The following is an 18,773-nucleotide window of genomic DNA, read 5'->3' on the forward strand; positions in this document are numbered from 1 at the left end:
GCGGCGCCCCGGCGCGCCTGCATCTGCTGGCGGCACAAGCGAAAGGATCACCGGATGTCAGGCTTCACCCCTCATGGAAAGCATCTGATCGGAGGCGAGTGGGTCGCCGGCGAGGCGACCTTCAAGTCGAGCCCCGCCCATGGCCCCGCGCATGACTTCGCGGTCGGCACGCCGGAACTCGTCGCCCGCGCCTGCGCGGCGGCGGCCGGGGCCTTCGACGCCTATGCCGCCACCACGCGCGAGGAACGCGCCCGCTTCCTCGAAGCCATCGCCGACGAGATCGAGGCCCGCGCCGAGGCGATCACGGAAATCGGCACCCAGGAATCCGGCCTGCCCGAGGCGCGGCTTGGGGGCGAGCGCGGGCGGACCACCGGCCAGTTGCGGCTGTTTGCGGACCACATCCGCAAGGGCGACTATCTCGACCGCCGCCTCGACGCGGCGCTGCCCGACCGCGCGCCGGCCCCGCGCCCCGAACTGCGGATGATCCAGATGCCCATCGGCCCGGTCGCGGTCTTCGGCGCCTCGAACTTCCCGCTGGCCTTCTCGACCGCCGGCGGCGACACCGCCGCCGCGCTGGCGGCGGGCTGCCCGGTCGTGGTCAAGGGCCATTCCGCCCATCCCGGCACCGGCGAGATCGTCGCCGAGGCGATCCTTGCCGCCATCGAGAAGACCGGGATGCCCAAGGGCGTCTTCAGCCTGATCCAGGGCGGCAACCGCAAGGTCGGCGAGGCGCTGGTGACCGATCCGCGCATCAAGGCCGTGGGCTTCACCGGCTCGCTGCAGGGGGGCCGGGCGCTGTTCGACCTTTGCGCCCAGCGTCCCGAGCCGATTCCCTTCTTCGGGGAACTGGGGTCCGTGAACCCGATGTTCGTGCTGCCTCATGCAGCCGCCGCGCGTGGCGAGGAGATCGGCAAGGGCTGGGCCGGGTCGCTGACCATGGGCGCGGGCCAGTTCTGCACCAATCCCGGCATCGCCGTTGTGATGGACGGACCCGACGCCGACCGGCTGGTCGCCGCCGCCAAGGCCGCGCTGGAACAGGTCTCCCCCCAGACCATGCTGACCGACGGCATCGCCCAGGCCTATCGGCAGGGCGTGGACCGGATGGGCAAGTCCAATGCGGTGAAGCCCGTCCTGACCACCGACAGCGCCGAGCGGAACGCCTCGCCCAACCTTTACGAGACCACCGCCGACGCCTTCCTGGGCGAGGACGACCTGGCCGAGGAGGTCTTCGGCCCTCTCGGGCTGGTGGTGCGCGCAAGCTCGCCCGCGGACATGGAGCGGATCGCCCGCGGCTTTCCCGGCCAGCTGACCGCGACGCTGCAAACCGATCCGGGCGATGCGGACCTTGCCCGTCGCCTGCTGCCGATCCTCGCGCAGAAGGCGGGCCGCGTGCTGGCCAACGGCTTCCCGACCGGGGTCGAGGTCGCGGACGCGATGGTCCATGGCGGGCCCTACCCCGCCTCGACCAACTTCGGCGCGACCAGCGTAGGCACGCTGTCCATCCGGCGCTTCCTGCGGCCGGTGTCGTTCCAGAACCTGCCCCCCTACCTGCTGTCGGGCGATCTGGCAGGCTGAAACGGACAGGGCCGCCCCTTCGGGCGGCCCTTCGCTTCCAGAAGGTCAGCGCGAGGTCAGGCGCTCGAACTGGTTGGCGGTCAGGTAGCCGGTGGCCGTCAGGTCATTGGCCTGCTGCCAGGCGGCGATCGCATTGCGGGTGCCGCGTCCGAAGCTGCCATCGACGCCCCGCGTGTCGAAGCCGCGCCGCGTCAGCCCGGCCTGCACGGCCCGGCGCTGCTCCCGGCTGAGGTTCAGCACCGCCTCGGCCTGCGCGGCGCTTCCTCCCGAGCCTGCGCCCGCGTTCGACGAGGAACCGCCTGCCGCGGGCGCGCGGCCCTGCAGGATCTCGGTCGCCTGCGCACGCGTCAGGGCCCCGGTCTGGGGATAGTTGCGGTCGCGCTGCCACAGCGAGATGGCGCGGCGGGTGCCGGGGCCGAAGTTCCCGTCAAGCCCGTTGGTGCTGTAGCCCAGCGCGTTCAGCCGGCGCTGCACGGCGACGCGCTGGTCGGCCGTCAGCGAAGCCGCGCCCGCCTGGGTGTTCGGCGTGGAAACGGTCCCGCCCAGCCGCCGCACGCGTTCGCGCGCCTGTTCGGCATAGGCGCCTTTCGGGAACTGGCGCAGATAGGACTGATAGGCCGACAGCGTGTTCGTCTGCTGCGCCTGCGAGAAGGCGGCGCGGTCCTGTTCCTGCTCCAGGTACTGGCGGGCGATCCCGCCCACGATCTCGCCCACGTCCTGCGCCTGCACGGGCGCGGACAGCAGCGTCGCGGCAAGGGCCGCCGAAATCATCCTCCTGACCATCAAAGGTCCCCTTCTTTTCCTGTGGCGCCCCGGCCGGTGCGCGGGCGCAAAGCTGGTGCCCCATGGCGGGGGCGGCTGAGGGATATAGCGCCACGCGCGCCATCCGGTTCCCGCAACCTTTGGGCTGTCTGTTTCCAAGCGTTTAAACTTGCAACGGGAATCCTGCCCCGACCGCTTGCGGGCGCTTGCCAGCGAAACGCGCTTTGGCCAGTCTGCGCGGCGGAGGAACGGGGCTGCGCGGAACGGACCGCGCATGACACCCAGACAAGGGAGAAAGAACATGGCGAGGTTTTTCGCATCGGTCGCGGTCGCGGCCCTGCTGGGCGTGCCGGCCTGGGCCGAGGTTTCGGACAACAAGGTCAGGATCGGCATCCTGAACGACCAGTCGGGCGTTTACGCCGATTTCGGCGGCATGGGCTCGGTCGAGGCGGCGAAGATGGCGGTCGAGGATTTCGGCGGCACGGTGCTGGACGCGCCCGTCGAGATCGTCTCGGCCGACCACCAGAACAAGGCCGACATCGCCAGCAACATCGCCCGCCAATGGTACGACACCGAACAGGTGGATGCGATCATGGAACTGACGACCTCGTCGGTCGCGCTGGCGGTGCAGGCGCTGAGCGCGGAAAAGAAGAAGATCGACCTCGTGACGGGGGCGGCGACCGCGGACCTGACGGGCAAGGCCTGCTCGCCCTACGGTTTCCACTGGGCCTATGACACCCACGCGCTGGCCGTGGGCACCGGCGGCGCGCTGGTCGAGGACGGAGGCGACAGCTGGTTCTTCCTGACCGCCGACTATGCCTTCGGCTATTCGCTGGAGGAAAACACCTCGGCCATCGTCAAGGAAAAGGGCGGCACGGTGCTGGGCTCGGTCCGCCATCCGCTGGCGGCGACGGACTTCTCGTCCTTCCTGCTGCAGGCGCAAAGCTCGGGCGCCAAGGTCGTGGGGCTGGCGAATGCGGGGCTGGATACCCAGAACGCCATCAAGCAGGCGGCCGAGTTCGGCATCGTGCAGGGCGGCCAGCGCATGGCCGGGCTTCTGTTCACCCTGGCCGAGGTGCACGGGCTGGGGCTGGAAACCGCCCAGGGGCTGACGCTGACCGAAAGCTTCTACTGGGACCGCACCGACGCCAGCCGCGAATTCGCCAACCGCTTCAAGGAACGCACCGGGCGGATGCCCAACATGGTGCAGGCGGGCACCTATTCGGGCGTGCTGCATTACCTCAAGGCCATCAAGGAAGCCGGCACCGACGAAACGGAAGCCGTCGCCGCCAAGATGCGCGAGCTGCCGGTCAGCGACGCCTTTGCCGAGAACGGCCGGGTCGGGCCGAACGGGCGCATGATCTCGGACGTCTACCTTATGCAGGTGAAGTCCCCCGCCGAAAGCAAGGGCGAGTGGGATTACTACGACATCAAGGCCACGATTCCGGGCGATCAGGCCTATCTGGACCCGGCGAAGTCGGGCTGTCCGCTGGTCCGATAGGAAAGGCCGGCGGGGCCGGGGCGCCCGGCTCCGCCATTTGCGCGACTCCTCCTGCTAACGTCTTGCTTCAGGCATGAACTGCGGCAATCATCCGAGGCGCGGAGAGACATAACGGGCGCAAGGAAAGCGCTGCCCCGGGCCCACAACCCGGGCAAAATCGGGAGGACTACATGAAGTTTCTTTACATCACCGCCGCCACGGCGGCGCTGCTGGCTGGCGCGGCCTCGGCGCAGGAAATCTCGGACGGCAAGATCAAGATCGGCATCCTGAACGACCAGTCGGGCGCCTATTCGGCGCTGGGCGGACTGGGCTCGGTCGAGGCCGCGAAGATGGCGGTCGAGGAGGTCGGCGGCACCATCCTGGGCATGCCGGTCGAGATCGTGTCGGCCGACCACCAGAACAAGGCGGACGTGGGCTCGTCCATCGCCCGGGAATGGCTGGACGCCGGGCAGGTGGACGCGATCATGGACCTGACCACCTCGTCGGTGGCGCTGGCCGTGCAGACGCTGGCCGGCGAACGCAACAAGGTCACCATGGTCACCGGCGGCGGCACGACGGAACTGACCGGCAAGGCCTGCACGCCCTACAGCTTCCACTGGGCCTATGACACCCATGCGCTGGCCGTGGGCACCGGCAGCGCCGTCGTGGCGGAGGGCGGCGACAGCTGGTTCTTCCTGACCGCCGACTACGCCTTCGGCTATTCGCTGGAGGAAAACACCACCAAGACCGTCGAGGCAGCCGGCGGCAAGATCCTGGGATCGGTGCGCCATCCGCTGAACAACACCGACTTCTCGGCCTTCCTGCTGCAGGCCCAGGCCTCGGGGTCCAAGGTGGTCGGCCTCGCCAGCGCCGGGACCGACACCCAGAACGCCATCAAGCAGGCGGCCGAGTTCGGGCTGACCCAGGCGGGCCAGAACCTCGCCGGGCTGCTGCTGATGATCTCGGATGTCCATGGCCTCGGGCTGCAGGCGGCCCAGGGGCTGTACCTGACCGAGACCTTCTACTGGGACCGCGACGACCAGTCGCGCGACTTCGGGAACCGCTACAAGGAACGGACCGGCGCGATGCCGACCATGGTCCAGGCGGGGACCTATTCGGCGGTGCTGTCCTATCTCAAGGCGATCGAGGCCGCGAACAGCGACGATGCCGCCGCCGTGTCCAAGCAGCTCAAGAGCATGACCATCAACGACGCCTTCGCCCGCAATGCGACCGTGGCGCCGAACGGCCGGCTCATGAACGACGTCTTCCTGATGCAGGTGAAGACCCCCGAGGAAAGCAAGGGCGAGTGGGACTATTACAACGTCCGCGCCACGATCCCCGGCGCCGAGGCCTACATGAAGCCGGCCGAGGCGGGCTGCCCGCTGGTAACCGGATGAGCGACGTCCACAACGACGAGGAGCCGCGGGTGGTGCTGTCCGCCCGCGGTCTCGGCAAGGACTTCATGGGCTTCACGGCGGTCAACAACGTGAACCTGGATGTCCACCACGCCCGCATCCACGCGCTGATCGGCCCCAACGGGGCCGGCAAGACCACCGTCTTCAACCTGCTGACCAAGTTCCTGCAGCCCACGCGCGGCCAGATCACGCTGCTGGGCACCGACATCACGAAGATGAAGCCCGATGCGGTCGCCCGCATGGGGCTGGTGCGGTCCTTCCAGATCTCGGCCGTCTTCCCGCACCTGACGGTGCTGGAAAACGTCCGCGTGGCGCTGCAGCGCCCGGCCGAGCTGCATGTGCAGTTCTGGCGCTCGCTCGGGGCGCTGGACGTGCTGAACGGACGCGCCGAGGTGCTGATCGACGAACTGGGGCTGACGCCCTGGCGCGACGTGCGCGCCGCCGACCTTTCCTATGGCCGCAAGCGGGTGCTCGAGATCGCGACGACGCTCGCACTCGACCCGCAGGTGCTGCTGCTCGATGAGCCGATGGCCGGGATGGGGCACGAGGACGTGCATACCGTGGCCGAGATCATCCGCGAGGTCGCCCGGCACCGCGCGGTGCTGATGGTGGAACACAACCTCTCGGTCGTGGCCGACATCTGCCACCACGTGACCGTGCTGCAGCGGGGCGAGATCCTGGCCGAGGGCGATTACGCCACCGTCGCCGCCGATCCGCGCGTGCGCACCGCCTACATGGGGACCGAAGCATGAGCACGCTTCTGAACGTGGCCGGGCTGAACGCCTGGTATGGCGAAAGCCACGTCCTGCATGGCGTCAACATGCAGGTGAACGAGGGCGAGACGGTCTGCATCCTGGGCCGCAACGGCATGGGCAAGACCACGACGCTGCGCTCGATCATGGGCATCGTGCGCAAGCGGACGGGCCAGATCACCTTTGCGGGACAGGACGTGCTGGCGATGCCGCTGCACCGGACCGCGCGGGCGGGCCTGGGCTTCGTCCCCGAGGAACGCGGCATCTTCGCCACCCTGTCGGTGGACGAGAACCTGATGCTGCCCCCCGTGGTGGCGCCCGGCGGCATGACGCTGGACGAGATCTACAGCCTGTTCCCCAACCTCAGGGAACGCCGCAACAGCCCCGGCACCAAGCTGTCGGGGGGCGAGCAGCAGATGCTGGCGATGGCGCGCATCCTGCGCACCGGCGCGCGCTGCCTGCTGCTGGACGAGCCGACCGAGGGGCTGGCCCCCGTCATCATCGACGCCATCGGCGCGGTGCTGCGCGAACTGAAGGCCCGCGGCATGACCGTGGTGCTGGTGGAACAGAACTTCCGCTTCGCGTCGCGCGTCGCGGACCGCTTCTATGTCATGGACCACGGCGTGATGACCCACGAATTCCCGGTGGGCGAGCTGAACGCCCGCATGGACATGCTGCACGAAACGCTGGGAGTCTGAGATGACGATGATCTTCGGAATCCCGATCCAGGCCTTCATGGGCCAGATCCTCATCGGGCTGATCAACGGCTCGTTCTACGCGCTGCTGTCGCTGGGGCTGGCCGTGATCTTCGGCCTTCTGCGCGTCATCAACTTCGCCCATGGCGCGCAATACATGCTGGGGGCCTTCGTGGCCCTGCTGGCGCTGAACTGGCTGGGCATCAACTACTGGTTCGCGCTGATCCTGGCGCCGCTGGTGGTGGGCGCCTTCGGGGCGCTGGTCGAACGCACCATGCTGTCGCGGCTGTATCAGCTGGACCACCTTTACGGCCTGCTGTTCACCTTCGGGCTGGCGCTGACGCTGGAAGGCACGATGCGCTGGTATTTCGGCGCCTCGGGCCAGCCCTACGCGGCCCCGGCGGCGCTGACGGGGGCGGTCAACCTGGGCTTCATGGTGCTGCCGATCTACCGCGGCTGGGTGATCCTCGCCTCGCTGATCGTCTGCCTTGCGGTCTGGGCGCTGATCGAGAAGACGCGGCTGGGCGCAACCCTGCGCGCGGCGACCGAGAACCCGACCCTGGTGCAGAGCTTCGGGATCAACGTGCCGATGCTTCTGACGCTGACCTACGCGCTGGGGGCCGGGCTTGCCGCCATCGCGGGCGTGCTGGCGGCGCCGATCTACCAGGTCTCGCCCCTGATGGGCTCGAACATCATCATCGTGGTCTTCGCGGTGGTCGTGGTCGGCGGCATGGGCTCGATCATGGGCGCCATCGTCACGGGCTACCTGCTGGGCGTGGCCGAAGGGCTGACCAAGGTCTTCTACCCCGAGGCCTCCAACATCGTGATCTTCGTCATCATGGCGATCGTGCTGATCCTGCGCCCCGCAGGCCTGTTCGGAAAGGAAGCCTGAGATGGCCAGGACATCCGAAATCCCGACCTCCGAGCCGGGCTCGGTCCCGACCATGGGCCGGGGCGTGCAGCTTCTGCTGCTGGCCCTCGGCGCGGTGGTGCTGATCGGGGCGCCCTTCGTGGTCTATCCCGTCTTCGCGATGACCATGCTGTGCTTTGCGCTGTTCGCGGCGGCCTTCAACCTGCTTCTGGGCTACACGGGCCTGCTGTCCTTCGGCCATGCGGCCTTCTTCGGGGGCGCGGCCTATTTCACGGCCCATGCCGCCAAGGTCTGGGGCTGGAACCCCGAGTTCGCGCTGGCGCTGGGCATCCTGGGCGCGACGGGGCTGGGGCTGGTGATCGGGGCCATCGCCATCCGCAGGCAGGGCATCTACTTTGCCATGATCACCCTCGCGCTGGCGCAGATGTTCTATTTCTTCTGCCTGCAGGTGCCCTTCACCCATGGCGAGGACGGCATCCAGGCCGTTCCCCGCGGACTGCTGTTCGGGTTCATCGACCTCAACGACACGATGACCATGTACTTCTTCGTGCTGGCGGTCTTCGTGCTGGGGCTGCTGCTGATCTGGCGCTTCGTGAACTCGCCCTTCGGCATGATCCTCAAGGCCATCCGGGAAAACGAGAACCGCGCCGTCTCGCTGGGCTATGCGACTGCGCAGTACAAGCTGGGAGCCTTCGTGATGTCGGCGGCGCTGGCGGGCATGGCCGGCGGGCTGAAGGCGCTGGTGATGCAGTTCGCCACCCTGACGGACGTGGACTGGCACATGTCGGGCCAGGTGGTGCTGATGACGCTGATCGGCGGCATCGGGACGCTGCTGGGCCCGGTGCTGGGCGCGGGCATCGTGATCGCGCTGCAGAACCTGCTGGCGACCTCGGCCTTCCCGGTCACGATCATCACCGGCCTGGTCTTCATGGTCTGCGTCATGCTGTTCCGCCGCGGGCTGATCGGGGAACTGGCCCATTCCCGCCTGGGCCGCGCCCTGGGGCTGCGCCCGCCGGGCTGAGGCGCTGCCGACCAAAGAAACCAAGGCCGCCGCGATCCCTTCGCGGCGGCCGCTTCATTTTCGGGCGCGGGCGGGGACCGTTTGCCGGGGCAGAGTCGTTGACTGACACGTGATCGCGCCCGAGCGCGCGGGACTTCATCGGGCTCTCCGGCAGACGGCCGGGCGGCACGGCATCAGGCAACAGCAGCATCGGATGGCTCTCGTGAACGACAATGGCGAACAGCGGGGCGGAAACCCCAGCTTGCTCAAGAAGGACATCGACCAGGGGCTGACGGGGGACAAGGTCAGCTATCCCGACCCCGCGGCCTCGCCCCTGGGCACGGATGACGAGGCGGCGGGCACCCCCAACACGCCCCAGCAGGTGGCCATGGCCCGCAGCATCGAGCGCGAGCAAGGCGCTCAGGCAGGCCAGCGGGCCCCGGACTTCGGCAACGACAAGCGCGGACCGGGCCGGGCCTCCATCGTGATCATCGCGGGGATCGTGGCGGTAGGCCTTCTGCTGCTGGTGGCGATGTGACGACCCGCGCGCCGGGAAAGGTTCCCGGCGCGCCCGGACCTCACTGCATGGCCTCAAGCCGGACGGGCACGCCCTTGTAGGCCGGGGTCTTCGACATCCGGTCGTGCAGGCCCACGGGGATGACCGGGTTCACCTCGGGGTAATAGGCCGCGACGCAGTGGTCTGGCAGGTCATAGGCCGTGACCGTCAGCCCCGCGACGCCGCGCGGGTGCCCGTCCTCCTCGGCGCAGACAAGCCGCACCTTCTGCCCTTCGGCCAGTCCGGCCCGCGCGATCTCGGCCGGGTTCATCAGCACGATCATGCGGTCGCCCGACAGCCCCCGCAGCCGGTCTGAAAAGCCGTAGATCGTGGTGTTGAACTGGTCGTTCGAGCGCAGCGTGACCAGCGTGTATTCCCCCGGCCCCAGCGGCCGGCTCAGCCCCGAGTTGGACTCGGGCACCGAGAACTCGGCCTTGCCGCTTTCGGTTTCCCACCGGCGCTCGCGCGCGGCATTGCCCTTGTAGAAGCCGCCCGGCTCGTGCATCCGCCGCTCGTAGCCCAAGAATTTGTCGGGCCACAGCGCCTCGATGCAGGCGCGGACGCGGGAATAGTCGGCCACCCAGTCGTTCCAGGGAACCTGGGGATTGGGCTCCAGCGTGGCCCTGGCGATCCCCGCCACGATCGCGGGCTCGGACAGCAGCATCCGCGCGGCGGGTTCGTTCCGGCCCAGCGAGGCGTAGATGTGGGACAGCGAATCCTCGATGGACACCACCTGCGGGCCGGACACCTGCTCGTCCTCCTCGGACCGCACCAGACAGGGCAGCAGCCAGGTCTGCCGCCCCGGCAGCAGGTGCGAGCGGTTCAGCTTGGTCGCCACGTTGACGATCAGGTCGAGGCCTTCCCATGCCGGCATGACCCGGCCCGAATCCGGGATCGAGATGGCGAAGTTGCCGCCCATCTGCAGGAATCCCCTGACCGAGCCGTCGAGAATGCCCTGTGCCGCCTCGACGGTGGTGTGGCCCGTCTCGCGCGGGGGCGAGAAGCCGAACATCCGGCCCATTTCGTCCAGGGGCACAAGCTCGGGCTTTTCCGAGATGCCGACCGTGCGCTGACCCTGCACGTTGGAATGTCCCCGAACGGGCGAGATCCCCGCGCCCAGCCGCCCGATGTTGCCGCGCAGCAGCATCAGGTTGACCAGCATCCCCAGCGTCTCGCCGCCCCGGACATGCTGGGTCAGGCCCATGCCATACATGGCGATCACGCGCTTGGACCGGGCATAGGCCGTGCCGACCTCGCGCAGGTGGTCGCGCGACAGGCCCGACAGCGCCTCGATCTCGTCCCAGCCCGTCGCATCCGCATGGGCCTTCAGCGCCTCGAAGCCGGTGGTATGCTCGGTCAGGAAGCGGTGGTCGAGGATGCCGCCTTCGGCCGTTTCCAGTTCCAGCACCCGCTTGATCAGGCCGAGGATCGCGGCCATGTCGCCGCCCGGCCGCACCTGCAGGTAAAGCTGTGAGATCTCGGTCGAGCCGCCCAGCATCTGGGTGATCTGCTGGGGATTGCGGAAGCGCAGCAGCCCCGCCTCGCGCACGGGATTGAAGGTGATGATCCGGCAGCCGCGCTGGCGGGCCTGCTGCAGCGTGTGCAGGAAGCGCGGGCTGTTCGAGCCGGTGTTCTGGCCGAAGAACAGCATCAGGTCGCAATGGTCGAAGTCTTCCAGCACGCAGGTGCCGACGGGCGATCCGATGAACTTCTTCAGTGCCACGCTGGTCGTCTCGTGGCACATGTTCGAGGAATCGGGCAGGTTGTTGTGCCCGTACATCCGCGCGAGAAGCTGCCACATGAACGAGGTTTCAAGGCTCGCGCGGCCCGAGGTGTAGAAGACGACCGACTTCGGGTCCAGGCGGCGCAGGGCGGCGCCGATGCCCGCAAAGGCCTCGTCCCAGGTGGTTTCCACATAGCGACGCGTCTCGGGATCGAAGCGCAAGGGATGGGTCAGGCGGCCCAGCGACTCGAGTTCGTGGTCGGACAGCTTGCGCAGGTCCTCGACCGTGCGGCTGGCGAAGACATCGGGGTCGCAGGTGCGCCGGTCCAGGTCCCAGATCGTGGCCTTGGCGCCGTTCTCGCAGAACTCGGCCAAGTGCGGCTTGGCGGGCTTGGCCCAGGCGCAGGAGGTGCACATGTGGCCGTTGGGCTTGTTCTGGCGCCGCAGCGTGTCCAGCACGGCGGCGGTCGGCGGCTGGCCCACGATGACCTTGCTGATGCCTTCCAGCGATCCCCAGCCACCGGCGGGACCGCCGTAATGGGGCGTGTCGGGATCCTGCTGCGTTTCGGGATCGGTTCGCTTCTGGCTCATGGCGGCCCCCCGGCTACGCAGGCGCGGGCTGTGCCTGCCGGAAGGAAGGCCCGGGCGATCCCCGGGGTTCCAGAAGATGCCAATTATCAGAGCCGCCTGACCCGCCGGGCCGCCGCCTGCCGGGCCCAGCCCTGCGGGACGGGCGCGGCCTCGCCCCGCGCGATTTCCGCCAGCCGCTCGCTGATCTCGGGCGGCAGATAAAGGTAGTCCCAGTCGAACTGCGCCTGCCGGAACAGTCCCGCCAGGTCCATGACCTCGACCCGGCCGTCCAGGAACAGGCAGACCTGTTCCTGGCGCAGTTCGCCCAGCATGCGGTTGGCATGGACCGGGGTCATGCCGCAGGCCTCGGCCAGATCGGTCTGACTGATGGGCAGGGGGCAGCCGTTCAGCCCGCAAAGGCCGCGCGCATATTGCCGGACCAGGGCTTCGGCAAACAGGCTGGCGATCCGCGCCCGGCCCGTCAGCCTTCCGTTGCGAAAGGTCCAGTAGCGTTCGATGGCGGCGTCCAGCAGCGTGACCTGCCACAGCTTGTCGTAAAGGTCGGGCGCATCCTGCCGCAGGTCCGAGATGGCCGCATGCGGCAAGGCGCAGACCCTGGCAGGAGCCAAGGCCACGATCTCGTGGTCGCTGTGGCCCAGCCGCCAGGTCGGCAGGTCGATGAAGTCGCCCGGGATCAGCAGCCCCAGCAGTTGCCGCCGCCCCTGGTGGTCGGCGCGATAGCGGCCCGCGAACCCTTCAAGCAGATACGAGCAGGCGGTCACGGGCACCCCGGCCTGCACCAGCTTGTGCCGGGGCCGGACCGTCGCGGCAGCCCCCTGCAGGGATGTGACCAGATCCGCCTCGGAGCGTGTGAACAGTTGCGGGTAGGCGCGATGAAGGTCGAGTCCCTGCAATCCCCTCTCCTGCCCGGCAGCGTTTCCTGGTGGCGGCATGCTTCAGGAAAGAGGTGAAAATTCCCCCAACTGCCCTCGACTCACCCCTCACTCCCAACGACAGGAAAGGAAATCGGTTCAGCCGGGAAGGCGCGCGTGCCGCAGCGTCACATGGTGGCCGGGCACCGCCACATCGCGGCAGGCCTGGAAAGCGCGGTGCCGCGCGCGTCAGGCCCCCCGGCGGGATGCCGGGATCGCCTGAGCCTTCGGGCTGGCGCAATGGGGGCATTCGGCCAGCGGAACACTTCGCAGAAGCAGCATCAGGTCGGCCTGGCGCGAGGTCAGGGTCTTCTGGAAGATGTTGCGAAGATGGAAGTTCACGGTCGTCAGATTGATCGACAACTCGTCCGCGATGTCCTTCAGCCGCAGCCCCCTGGCCAGAAGCTCGGCCACCGCGGCCTCGCTGGCCGTCAGCCCGGCCGCCTGGGCGATAAGCCGGGCGCCCAGCCGCCGTGCCTCCTCGAAGCCGAGGATCAGCGCCATCATCATGGGATCGCCGGGTCTGAGCGGCAGCGAGCCGAGATCCGACAGGACGACCAGCCTCCAGTTGTCCTGCGGAAGATCCTGGCTGATCACGGCGGCCGAGTGGTGGCAGCCGCCCTGGCGCAGGCTGTCGTAGGCCGCGCCGATGGACTGCATGTAGTCGGCCTCGCCGATGGCATGGCGCAGCCAGTTGCGGGCCGGGGGCGCAAGGCCCTGCGACAGGCGCCGCGCGGCGCGGTTCGAAAAGCAGATGCGCCCGCGCATGTCCAGCAGCACCAGCCCGAAGTCCAGCTGGTTGACCGCCCGCACCAGCCCGGCCACGGCATCATCCTGGTGGGGGTGTCCGTGCACCGAGGCAATCCGCGCCGCCAGCCGAAGCTGGGCGTCGATGGCGGCCACCAGCAGGTCGTAATCCACCGGCTTGACCAGGTAGTCGTCCGCCCCCGCGCGCTTTCCCGCCAGGATGTCCGAGCGGTCCGCAAATCCCGTCAGAAGGATGAAGGGCACGTCGTTCAGGTCCGGCCGCGTCTGGCGCACCCGGCGCAGGAAGGTCATGCCGTCGATGCCCGGCAGGGTGATGTCCGACAGGATCAGGTCGGCGCGAACGCTGTCCAGCCGGATCAGGGCCGCCTCGGCGCTGGTCTCGGCCAGGACCTCGTATCCTGCCTCGGTCAGCACCGCCGCAAGGTCGTCCAGCAGATCGCCCTCGTCCTCGCAGACAAGGATGATGGCGCGCTCCTCCTCGTCCGGTTCCTGGGCGGGGGGACGCTCAGGCGTCGCCACGGCGCACCTCTGCCCGGCGGCCGGGCGTCGCGGAGGGGCCGGGGGCGACGCGCGCGGCCATGGTCCCCGCACCCGCCGCCGGAAGCATCAGGTCGAAGCGCGAGCCGCTTTGCCCGTCGCTGGTGACACGGATCGTCCCGCCCTGGATCTCGGCCAGCCTGCGGGCCAGCCACAGCCCCACGCCGCTGCCCGGCTGGCCCGTCGCGCGCGCGCCCCGCCAGAAGCGCTGAAAGATCGCCTCCTGATCGGCCAGGGGAATCCCCGCGCCGTGGTCGATGACCGAGATGACGGCCATTCCCCGGACCTCGGCCGCGCAAAGTTCGACCGGGTTGCCGGCGGGCGAGTACTTCAGCGCATTCTCGACAAGATTGGCCAGCGCGTGAAAGGCAAGGACGGGATCGCAGAGGATGCGCATCCCCGCCGGACCCTCGGGCAGGACAAGGCGCTGGCGCCCGTCCCCCATTCCCTCATGCGCCATGATCATGCCGACCAGATCCTGCAGCGGGACCGGACGGGGGTGAAGCAGGGGCGTCCCGCCCTCGACCGCGCCGGCCAGCATGGCCTGGTCCATGAACCGCAGCACCTGGCTGACCTGCCGCCTGATCCGCAGCAGGGCCGCGCCGTCCTGCGGCCGCTGGGCAAGGTCGGGACGCGACAGCATCCGCTGCGCGGCGCTGTCGATCACCGTCAGCGGCGCGCGCATCTGATGCGCGATCACGGCGGCGATGTTGCGCAGATAGGCGGCAGAATCGCAGGCGCGCTGAAGATCCAGCTGAAGCTTGCGGTCGTCCTGGACGCGCCGCAGCGTCCACAGCAGGCACGAGACCAGCCATGCCAGCCCCAGAAGCCCCGCCAGCACGGCCGCCGCCCCCAGCACGAGGATGCCGTAAAGCCGCGCCGCCCTTTCGGCCTGCTGGGCCTGGTGGGCGCCCTGGACACGCGCCCCGGCCCGGCTCAGCGTCCGTTCCAGCTCGGTAAGCCTGGCGGCCAGACCGGCGAGGTCGCCCGGGCTGTAGGCAACAACCGCCGGATCGCGGTCGCGCAGCTGGATCAGGGCGTTGGCGATTTCGTCGTCCAGGACGGCCGCCGCCGCAGGACGGTCGCGCAGCACGGGTTCGAGCTGGTCCAGGCGGCGCAGCAGCAGGTGGTAAAGCCGGATGAACTCCTGTCTGGCGGCGGGGTCCCCCGCATGATGCTCGGCGGCCTCGTTCAGCCGCAGGGCCTCGACCGCCGCCTGGGCGTAAAGCCGGGGCATGTCGGCCGTCGGGTCCTGCAGCGGGCGCGCCTCCATCCGCCACAATTGCACCGAGGCGAAGACCGTCACCGCCAGCGCCGCCGCGATCAGCAGAAGCGGCAGCACAAGGCCGGGGTAGGACGCCAGCGCCTGGACGGGCAGATGGCCCCGGACCTCTGCCGGCTCGTCATCCGGCGCCGCAGCCGATGTCCCGTCGATCACCTTGCTTGCCATCGGCAGATTCCCTGCTGAAACCGGGACGGGCCGGATGCCATCATGCACCTGCGCCCCGGATTGACCAAGACCCGATGCGGCCGATCAGGCGGCCGCATCGGCGCAGACTTCGGCCAGGGCCGAGGAAACCGCATCCAGCTCGCCCTCGCTCCAGGTCGGGTCGACGAGCAGGCACAGGCTCGTCTCGCCCAGGGACTGCGCCACGGGCAGGGCCTCGGGCGGATGCAGGCCGGGCGCGGCGAAGATCGCCTCGCGGTAGATTTCCGAGCAGCTGCCCGTCAGGATCGGCTGGCCGCGCGCCGCCATGGCGGCCAGGATGCGGTCGCGGCTCCAGCCGGGGGCCAGCCGCTCGGGGCGGAGAAAGGCGTAGAAGCGGTACCAGGCATGGGTCACGTCCTCGGGCGGCAGGGGGATGCGCAGCAGGTCGCTGTCCGCCAGCGCCGCCGCCAGCCGCAGCGCGTTGCGCGCGCGGGCGGCCTGCCATTCTGGCAGACGCTTCAGCTGGACGCGGCCCAGCGCGGCCGAAGGGCCGGTCATCCGCAGGTTGGTGCCCGGCCCCGCCGCGTGCAGCCAGCGGAATCCGGGCGGCGGGTCCTTCTGGAACACCAGGGCGCGGTCCTTGCCGTGGTCCTTGAAGCTCCAGATCCGGTCGAACAGGGCGTCGTCGTCGGTGACGATCATGCCGCCCTCGCCGCCCGTGGTCATGATCTTGTCCTGGCAGAAGCTGTAGGAGCCGAGCGTTCCGAAGCCCCCCACGGGCCTGCCGCCGATGGCCGCGCCATGGGCCTGGGCGCAGTCCTCGATCACCCAAAGCCCGTGCCGCGCGGCCAGGTCCATGATGCCCGCCATGTCGCAGGGCCAGCCGGCGAGATGGACGGGGATGATGCCGCGCGTGCGGGGCGTGATCAGGGGCGCGATGGTCTCGGGCGTGATGTTCTGGCTGTCCGCGTCCACGTCGGCGAAGACGGGCACGCCGCCCCCCAGCAGCACGCAGGCGGCCGAGGCGACGAAGCTGCGCGGCGTCACGATCACCTCGTCGCCGGGTTGCAGGTCCAGCGCCCGCAGGGCCGCGTCCAGCGTCACCGTGCCGTTCGCCATGGCGATGGCGTGGGCGGTGCCGACGTGATCCGCGAACTCGCGTTCGAAGGCCGCGACGTCGGGGCCGGTCCAGGCGTTGACGCGGCCCGAGCGCAGCACCGCCGCCACGGCCTCGACCTGTTCCTCGTCATACTCGGGCCAGAAACGGGTTCGGTGCATGGCTCACTCCACCAGGCGGATTGCGACAAAGGCCTCGGCCGCGGCGCGGTGGACGGTCGCGCCGCGCAGGGTCGCCAGCGCCCTCAGCGCGGCGACCGAGCGTTCGTGGGGCGGCGCGCGCTGCTGGCTGGCGAACAGGGCGAAGGCGTCGAGCTTGCGGTCGAGCGTGGCCGAGATGTCCACGAACAGGTTCGGCAGGAAGGCCGGGGACAGGTAGGGCGCGTTCCAGTTGGTTTCCGACAGCGTCTCGTAGGCGAGGACCCGGCGGGGATAATGCTGCTGGTGGGGCCGGGCCGCGACCAGCGCCGACAGGAAGCAGAGCTGGTGGTCCAGGTGGATGTCGCCCGGATGGGGGGCGAAGACCGTCACCGGATCGACCGCCCGCACCAGCCCGCCGATGGCGGCGTTCAGGTCGGCATGGGCCATTTCCCCCAACTCGGCCGCAGGGCAGTCGAGGAAATGCGTCTGCGTGATCCCCAGGGCATGATGCGCGGCATCGGCCTCGGCCCGCACGGTGCGGGCCTGCTCCGGCGAAAAGCGGGGCGCGCGGCCGGTGGTGACGATGGCCACGTGGACCTCGGCCCCCGCCTCGGCCAGCCGGGCCATCGTGCCGCCGACGCCCAGCACCTCGTCATCCGGGTGGGGGGCCAGGACCAGCACCGGACCCCCGCCGTCAAGCAGCCCCATCGCGCGCGCCCCCCAGCATCTCGTGCCGCCGCGGCGCCGGGCCGCTCCATTCCGTCAGGTCGAGGCAGCGACCGTCGCCGCACATCACCGTCAGGGCGTTTCCGTCCATGTCCTGCACCTGCCCGGGCAGGCCGATGAAATACCCCTCGCGCGGGTGCAGCCGCGCGGCGGTCACGGCGATGGGACCGCCCGCGCCTGCGGTCAGCGCGCCGGGATAGGGCGGGCCCACGGCGCGGACCAGCCGCTCGATCTCGGCCGCCGGGCGTCGCCAGTCGATGATCCCGTCCTCGGGGCGGCGGCGGGCGCAGACCGTGGCCCGGGCGTGATCCTGCGGCGTGGCAGGACGCTCGCCCCGGGCAAGGCGGTCCATCAGCGGCGGCAGCAGCGCCAGCATGGCACCCACGCTGCGGTCGTAAAGCGCGCGCGCGGTCGTGCGGTCGGGGTCGATAGGAAAGACCGCCTGCGCGGCGACGGGGCCGCTGTCGGTGCCCTCGTCGATCCAGAAGAGCGTGGCGCCCCCCTGACGCTGGCCGGTCAGGATGTGCCAGGGAATCACGGCGCGGCCCCGCATCCGGGGCAGGGCCGCGGGATGGAAGCCCAGCACGCCCAGCCGGGGGATCGCCAGGAACTCGGGGCCGACCAGCTGCGACCAGCCGATGACCAGGATCACGTCGGGCGAAAGGGCACGAATCGCGGCCTGTGTCTCGGGGGCCGAGGTGCGGGTGCTGCGGTGCACCGGCACCCCGTGGCGCGCGGCCAGGGGCCCGAGATCGGCGAAATCCGAATGGTTGCCGGCCCGTTCCAATGGCAGCGTCACCACCAGCGCGGGGGCGTGGCCCGCTTCGCACAGGGCCGCCAGCGCCTGCGCCGAGCCCTCGACCGCGCCCACGAAGACCGAGATCACGACATGGCCCCCGCCATCTCCATCTCGGGGGGCGCCGCAGGCTGCTGGTCGCGCAGCCAGTCCTGGGCGGCCCGCAGCCGCCCTTCATGCCGCCGCTCGCCACGCAGGGCGACGCCCAGCGTGTCCCAAAGGATGCGCAGGTCCAGCCCGAGGCTGCGATGGGCGACATACCACAGGTCCAGCGCCAGCTTCTCGGCGTCGCTCAGCCGGGTGTTGCCGCTGACCTGCGCCCAGCCGGTCAGCCCCGGCCGCACCGAACTGCGAATCACCCCCGGCGCCCCGAAGCCGCGCAGGGTCGATTCGAGCAGCGGGCGCGGCCCGACCAGCGCCATGTCCCCCGCGATGATTCGGTCCAGCTGCGGCAGCTCGTCCAGCCGCAGGCGCCGGACGATGCCGCTGACAGGGGTCTGCCGCTGCGCATCGGGCAGAAGCTGGCCGTCGGGACCCCGGGCCTCGGACATGGTGCGGAACTTGGGAACAAGGATTGCGCGCCCGCCCTGCCCCACGCGCGGCTGGCGAAACATCAGCGGCCGGCCCAGATGGGCCAGCAGCAGCCCGGCCGTCAGCAGCCGGAACGGCAGGGTCAGCACCAGCAGCGCCCAGACCATGAGCAGTTCTTGCCATCTCGCCATTGCGAAACGCCGTCATCCAATTCAATTGCCAGAATTGCCCGAAAGCCGGGAATTCAACTCAGGATTTAATCCCGGATCGAGCGGCTTCCTTTGGACTCGGGGATTGAACATCCGTCGAAATCATCATGGATCAGGGATGGGCATAATTTCAAGAATTGTATTTGGCAGAGAACGACAACGGCGTAATGTGCAGGCACGACTCTGTTG

Annotated in this window: 17 protein-coding genes; 8 read left to right on the plus strand and 9 right to left on the minus strand. The window is 69.5% G+C overall.

The window, feature by feature from the left end; all coding sequences use genetic code 11:
• The first annotated feature begins 54 nt into the window (after positions 1 to 54).
• On the plus strand, positions 55 to 1,575 hold the full coding sequence (locus tag CK240_RS08520) for an aldehyde dehydrogenase (NADP(+)) (protein ID WP_095639913.1): 1,521 nt from the start codon (positions 55 to 57) through the stop codon (positions 1,573 to 1,575).
• A 45-nt stretch (positions 1,576 to 1,620) separates the two neighbouring features.
• Here the strand turns inward: CK240_RS08520 and CK240_RS08525 are convergent, their stop codons facing one another.
• Entirely contained in the window at positions 1,621 to 2,358 is a 738-nt protein-coding gene (locus CK240_RS08525) for a peptidoglycan-binding domain-containing protein (protein WP_095639914.1), read from the minus strand.
• A 280-nt stretch (positions 2,359 to 2,638) separates the two neighbouring features.
• Between CK240_RS08525 and CK240_RS08530 the strand changes: the two genes are divergently transcribed.
• From CK240_RS08530 to CK240_RS08560, 7 genes are all read left to right on the plus strand, one after another.
• Complete coding sequence (locus CK240_RS08530; RefSeq protein ID WP_095639915.1) at positions 2,639 to 3,838, plus strand: ABC transporter substrate-binding protein; 1,200 nt, start codon at positions 2,639 to 2,641, stop codon at positions 3,836 to 3,838.
• A gap of 170 nt (positions 3,839 to 4,008) precedes the next feature.
• Entirely contained in the window at positions 4,009 to 5,214 is a 1,206-nt protein-coding gene (locus CK240_RS08535) for an ABC transporter substrate-binding protein (protein WP_095639916.1), read from the plus strand.
• Complete coding sequence (locus CK240_RS08540) at positions 5,211 to 5,984, plus strand: ABC transporter ATP-binding protein (RefSeq protein ID WP_095639917.1); 774 nt, start codon at positions 5,211 to 5,213, stop codon at positions 5,982 to 5,984. Before CK240_RS08535 ends, CK240_RS08540 begins: the two co-directional genes overlap by 4 nt.
• Complete coding sequence (locus CK240_RS08545; RefSeq protein ID WP_095639918.1) at positions 5,981 to 6,682, plus strand: ABC transporter ATP-binding protein; 702 nt, start codon at positions 5,981 to 5,983, stop codon at positions 6,680 to 6,682. The genes CK240_RS08540 and CK240_RS08545 overlap by 4 nt, the downstream gene beginning before the upstream one ends.
• A gap of 1 nt (position 6,683) precedes the next feature.
• Positions 6,684 to 7,571 carry a branched-chain amino acid ABC transporter permease gene (locus CK240_RS08550; RefSeq protein ID WP_095639919.1) on the plus strand — a complete coding sequence of 296 codons (888 nt, stop codon included), beginning with the start codon at positions 6,684 to 6,686 and terminating at the stop codon, positions 7,569 to 7,571.
• A 1-nt stretch (position 7,572) separates the two neighbouring features.
• Positions 7,573 to 8,571 carry a branched-chain amino acid ABC transporter permease gene (locus CK240_RS08555; RefSeq protein ID WP_095639920.1) on the plus strand — a complete coding sequence of 333 codons (999 nt, stop codon included), beginning with the start codon at positions 7,573 to 7,575 and terminating at the stop codon, positions 8,569 to 8,571.
• Between the two features lie 193 nt (positions 8,572 to 8,764).
• Positions 8,765 to 9,088 carry a hypothetical protein gene (locus CK240_RS08560; RefSeq protein ID WP_095639921.1) on the plus strand — a complete coding sequence of 108 codons (324 nt, stop codon included), beginning with the start codon at positions 8,765 to 8,767 and terminating at the stop codon, positions 9,086 to 9,088.
• A gap of 40 nt (positions 9,089 to 9,128) precedes the next feature.
• Here the strand turns inward: CK240_RS08560 and CK240_RS08565 are convergent, their stop codons facing one another.
• The 8 genes from CK240_RS08565 to CK240_RS08600 all read right to left on the minus strand — a co-directional run bounded on the left by CK240_RS08565 (position 9,129) and on the right by CK240_RS08600 (position 18,566).
• Entirely contained in the window at positions 9,129 to 11,420 is a 2,292-nt protein-coding gene (locus CK240_RS08565; RefSeq protein WP_095639922.1) for an FdhF/YdeP family oxidoreductase, read from the minus strand.
• Positions 11,421 to 11,506: 86 nt separating this feature from the next.
• Positions 11,507 to 12,313, minus strand: coding sequence for a Crp/Fnr family transcriptional regulator (locus tag CK240_RS08570; protein ID WP_167649996.1), 807 nt, complete (start codon positions 12,311 to 12,313; stop codon positions 11,507 to 11,509).
• Positions 12,314 to 12,520: 207 nt separating this feature from the next.
• The gene (locus tag CK240_RS08575; RefSeq protein WP_167649997.1) at positions 12,521 to 13,618 is read right to left on the minus strand and encodes a response regulator; all 1,098 of its coding nucleotides are present in this window, start codon (positions 13,616 to 13,618) and stop codon (positions 12,521 to 12,523) included.
• Positions 13,605 to 15,086, minus strand: coding sequence for a sensor histidine kinase (locus CK240_RS08580; RefSeq protein WP_095639925.1), 1,482 nt, complete (start codon positions 15,084 to 15,086; stop codon positions 13,605 to 13,607). The genes CK240_RS08575 and CK240_RS08580 overlap by 14 nt, the downstream gene beginning before the upstream one ends.
• An 84-nt stretch (positions 15,087 to 15,170) precedes the next feature.
• Positions 15,171 to 16,343 (minus strand): DegT/DnrJ/EryC1/StrS family aminotransferase, encoded by a 1,173-nt coding sequence (locus CK240_RS08585; protein ID WP_095639926.1) that lies wholly within the window; start codon positions 16,341 to 16,343, stop codon positions 15,171 to 15,173.
• Between the two features lie 3 nt (positions 16,344 to 16,346).
• Positions 16,347 to 17,030, minus strand: coding sequence for a PIG-L deacetylase family protein (locus CK240_RS08590; protein WP_095639927.1), 684 nt, complete (start codon positions 17,028 to 17,030; stop codon positions 16,347 to 16,349).
• Positions 17,017 to 17,934, minus strand: coding sequence for a methionyl-tRNA formyltransferase (locus CK240_RS08595; RefSeq protein ID WP_095639928.1), 918 nt, complete (start codon positions 17,932 to 17,934; stop codon positions 17,017 to 17,019). Before CK240_RS08595 ends, CK240_RS08590 begins: the two co-directional genes overlap by 14 nt.
• A complete protein-coding gene (locus CK240_RS08600) occupies positions 17,931 to 18,566 on the minus strand; it encodes a sugar transferase (protein ID WP_095639929.1) in 636 nt (211 codons plus the stop codon). The genes CK240_RS08595 and CK240_RS08600 overlap by 4 nt, the downstream gene beginning before the upstream one ends.
• Between the last annotated feature and the right edge of the window lie 207 nt (positions 18,567 to 18,773).

This window comes from Paracoccus salipaludis, from assembly GCF_002287065.1.
GTDB lineage: Bacteria > Pseudomonadota > Alphaproteobacteria > Rhodobacterales > Rhodobacteraceae > Paracoccus > Paracoccus salipaludis.